Genomic DNA, 3,893 nt, shown 5'->3' with positions numbered 1-3,893 from the left:
CGGCCCGGCCACCCGCTCCGCGCGGCCGGCCGCAGCGCGGAACCCTGCCGCCGACGATCCCCCGACCGACCCGCACGGCTTCCCGTCGATCCCGGCCGTCCCGGTCCCCTCCGGTCGCTCCGGCTCCCCCGATCCGGCGGAGGCCGCCGCCCTGGCCGGTGCGTTCGCGGTCGACTACCTGTCCTGGGACGAGGACGAGCCGGCCCGCCGTGGCCGGGTCCTGCTCGACTACCTGCGCACCGCGGGCAGCGACCCGGCCCGGCTCGGCTGGTCGGGGCGCGGGCGGCAGCGGGCCGAGTTCGCCCTCCCGGGCCTGGTCCGCCCCGACGGCGAGGGCCGCGTGCTCGTCGACGTCCGGGTGCGCGTCACGCCGTACCGGTCGGTCGGTGACCACGGGGTGGAGGGTCCGGCCGAGCCGGAGCCGGACGTCGCGGGGGCGCCCGCGGTAGCTCCCGCCCCTACCGGCCGTGGCTGGCGCAGCCTCGCGTCCTGCTGGATCCGGCTGTCGGTCCCCGTCACCCTCGACGGCGGCAGGCTCGTCGTCGACGCGTGGGAGGAGACGCTCGGCCAGGAGGCGCCTCCACCGGCACCGCCGGCCGCGACCGGCGACGAGCACGCCCTCGCCGACGACGACCCGCTCGTCGAGCCGCGGCCCGGGGGTGCCTGGTGAGCCGGCCGCGCACGCCGGTCGTGGTCGGGCTCAGCCCCGGCATCGGCACGAGCACGGTCCGTGCGGCGCTGCACGCCCGCGAGGGCAGCCTGCGCGACGGTGCAGCCGACATCCTCGTGTGCGGTACCGACGGCCTGGCGGTCGCGGAGTCTCTGGTCACGAACCCGGCGCACCCGCGGCCCGTCCTGCTCGTCGCCGCCCCCGCCTGGCCGCCGGCGCTGGAGCGGCGGTTCGGCGCCGTGGTCCCGCTCCCCCACGTCGGGCGCTGGGCGGGGCTCCCGCCGCCGCTCGACGAGGCCGCCGCCCTGCTCGGCCAGCCCTTCGCCCACCTGCCCCGGCCGCTGCAGGCCTACGCCGCCTCGCTGCGCCACGTGGCGTCCGTGGTGGTGCGGAGCGGGCTGGTCGCGCAGCCGGCCCCGCCGGTGGTCGTGCGGCCACGATCGGTCGAGCTCTGGCGCGGGCTACGTCCCGTCGAGCGTGCGGAGCGCCCGGCGCCCATCGACCGGCACGACACGGCCTGCCTCGACGACGAGGCGCTCGAAGCCGCCGGGCGGGCGGGGTGAGCCGTGGCCGTCCCGCCCGTCCTGGGCCGCCTCACCACGCTCGGCGTCACCGTCCTGACCGGCCTGCTCCTGGTCGGCACCCCGGCCGCGGTGGCCGCCGACCCGCCTGCGTCGTCCGGGGTGGACGCGGCCGCGCTCCCCGCACCGGCCCGCGAGTCGTTGCCGCTGATCACCGACCTGACCGCCACGACCTGCCCCGAGCTGCCACCGCTGTGGGTGGTGGCGCAGGTGCAGGCGGAGTCCGGGTGGGACGCCGGACTGCATGCCGACACGGCAGGCGGCGCCGCCGGCCTCTACCAGTTCGGGCAACGCGCCTGGATCGCCGCCGGAGGGGCGGCCTGGCCGTCCGACCCTCCCCCTGCCGACGCCCCCGCCCTCTCCGCGGACGCCCACCTGCGCGTCGCCGTGCCGTGGATCTGCGCGAACCTGCGCGCCGTCACCGCGCACCTGAAGGCCGCGAAGAAGACGGCCGCTCCACTCGACGCGATGCTCGTGTGCCACATCGCCGGCTGCGGCCGGGTGACGGGCAGCAGGACCGGGATCCCCGCGGCCGGGCAGGCCGGCTGTGCCGAGCGCTGCGCGCAGGTGATCGCCCGCTACATCCACGCCGTGCACGTGAACCTGGAGCGGTTCGCCGCACCGGTCGCCCCCGCGGCGGCCCCTGCCCCCGCCCCGGCGCCGGCGGCGACCCCGGCCGCGTGGACCGGCGGCAGCACGGGCTGCCGGCCTCCCGACCCCACGCGGAAGGACGGCTGCCTCACCGGTGCCGCCCGTCACGGCCTGGAGGCGGTGGCGGCGGCGTTCGGGGACTGGACGGACGGCCCGCTGATCCACAGCACCGGCTGCTGGGACGCCCACGCCTGGAACCCCGGGAGCGACCACTCCAAGGGCCGCGCCTGCGACTTCATGGTCACGAGACCGGGCACGTTCGCCGCGGGTGCCGAGCTCGACCACGGTTGGACGATCGCGAAGTGGCTGCGCACCAACGCCGGCCCGCTCGCCGTGAAGTACCTGATCTGGCAGGGCCGGTACTGGGACCCGGGCACCACGGACGACGCCGGCAGCTGGGGCACCCGCTACACCGGCGGCGGGGTCTACGACGTCCGCGACGCCACCGGCGGCCACTACGACCACGTCCACGTGAGCTTCCGGGAGTGACGTCGTGAACCGTCCGTCCGCACGCCCGGTGCTCGCCACCCTGGTCGCCGTCCTCGTGGCGGTGCTGGTGGTGCTGCTCGTCGGCGCCGCCGGAGCACTCCACCCGCCGCCCACCGGCGATCCACCACTCGGCGGTGCGCTGAGCGAGGAGGACCGCGCCGCCGTCGCCGCGGTGCCGGTCGAGCGCGGCGCCGGTCCCGCCCCGGTGGACCCGGACGTCGAGCTCACCGATCCCGGGGCGGTCGCGCGGGCCTACCTCGCCGCCGCCCACTCGGTGCGTCCCGGCGACACGGGCCGCACCCACCTGCGCGCCGCGGGCTACGCGGAGCCCGGCAGCCCGGCAGCGGCGGTCGGCGTGATCGTGCTGGATCCCCCGCCCGCCGGTTCGCTGCGCACCGCCGCCGTCACGGCCCTGGAGCTCGTCGCGGCCGACGCCGGGGGCAGCCGCCGCGGCTACCGCGCCGAGGTCGGCACCGCCACCGGTCCACCGGGCGGGGCACAGGCGGTCGACCTCGTCGGCGCGTCGGTCGTCCTCGCCCGTCAGCCGGACGGTCGGTGGCTCGTCGCCGCCGAGACCGTCGAGAACCCCGTTCCCCCCGCCGGGGAGGACTGATGCGACAGGAGCACCCGTCATGACCATCGACGACATCGAGGAGCTGATCCGCAAGTACATCTCCACCGGGATCGCGGTGGTGGTGATCCTGGTGGCGCCGGGCACCGACGCGAGCGAGCTCTCCCTGCCCTCCGGGTCCCGGGTCGTCACGGTGGAGCCGGGCCGGGCCGGAAGCACGAGTGACGGCAGCCCCGGGGACACGGGCGGCGGCGCCGGGCCCGACCCGTCCGCAGCCGGCACGGGCGGACCCGGCACGGGCGGCGGAGGCGGTTCCCCGGAGGGTGGTTCCGGCGGAGGCGGCTCACCTGAGGGCGGTTCGGGCGGCGCGCCCGGCCCCGTCGCGGGCGCCCCCGGAACCTCGACCGACCCCGGCAGCGCCTCCGGCCGCGAGCCCGGCGAACGCTCGGACCCACGTGGGGGGAACGGCGGAGTCCCTGGTCGGAGCGACGGGAGCGACTCCCCCAGCTCCGGTGACAGCTCCACCGCCGGCAACGCCACCGGCAGCAACGACACGGCGGACGGGCAGTCACGGGGTCCCGGCTCCGAGGGCACCACCGCCGCCGCGACGCTGGGCTGGGGCACCCCGAACCGAGAGGACGACTTCAGCTCGGGCACCGACCAGTGGGGCGTGTACGACGGCGCCGGGCACGGCGGCCAGGGCAGGCGCTCGCCGTCGGCCGTCTCGCTCACCGACGGGATCATGACCGTCACCGGCGACGCGTCCGGCACCACCGCGGGCATGGCGTGGAACCCCGGGCAGCGGTACGGCCGCTGGGAGGGTCGCGTCCGCGCGCCGGTCGGCGATCCCTCCTACAACGCCCTGCTGCTGCTCTGGCCCGACGCGGAGGACTGGCCGTCCGGCGGCGAGGTCGACTTCATGGAGATCTCC

Annotated in this window: 3 protein-coding genes and 2 pseudogenes; all 5 read left to right on the top strand. The window is 77.7% G+C overall.

Annotated elements, in window-relative coordinates; genetic code table 11:
- Window positions 1-670 (top strand): annotated as a pseudogene (locus tag JWR81_RS32335) (hypothetical protein); the annotation flags it as partial.
- A complete protein-coding gene (locus tag JWR81_RS32330) occupies window positions 667-1,233 on the top strand; it encodes a hypothetical protein (RefSeq protein WP_297661507.1) in 567 nt (188 codons plus the stop codon). The pseudogene JWR81_RS32335 and the gene JWR81_RS32330, both read left to right, overlap by 4 nt.
- 3 nt (window positions 1,234-1,236) lie before the next feature.
- Window positions 1,237-2,391 carry a hypothetical protein gene (locus tag JWR81_RS32325; RefSeq protein WP_297661505.1) on the top strand — a complete coding sequence of 385 codons (1,155 nt, stop codon included), beginning with the start codon at window positions 1,237-1,239 and terminating at the stop codon, window positions 2,389-2,391.
- A gap of 4 nt (window positions 2,392-2,395) precedes the next feature.
- A complete protein-coding gene (locus JWR81_RS32320; protein WP_297661498.1) occupies window positions 2,396-3,004 on the top strand; it encodes a hypothetical protein in 609 nt (202 codons plus the stop codon).
- Between the two features lie 19 nt (window positions 3,005-3,023).
- Window positions 3,024-3,893: pseudogene (locus tag JWR81_RS32315) on the top strand (hypothetical protein); the annotation flags it as partial.

The organism is Pseudonocardia sp., from assembly GCF_025965585.1.
In the GTDB taxonomy this organism is placed as follows: domain Bacteria; phylum Actinomycetota; class Actinomycetes; order Mycobacteriales; family Pseudonocardiaceae; genus Pseudonocardia.
Note: the sequence above shows the minus strand (reverse complement) of the source record. Positions and strands in the feature narration are given on the sequence as shown.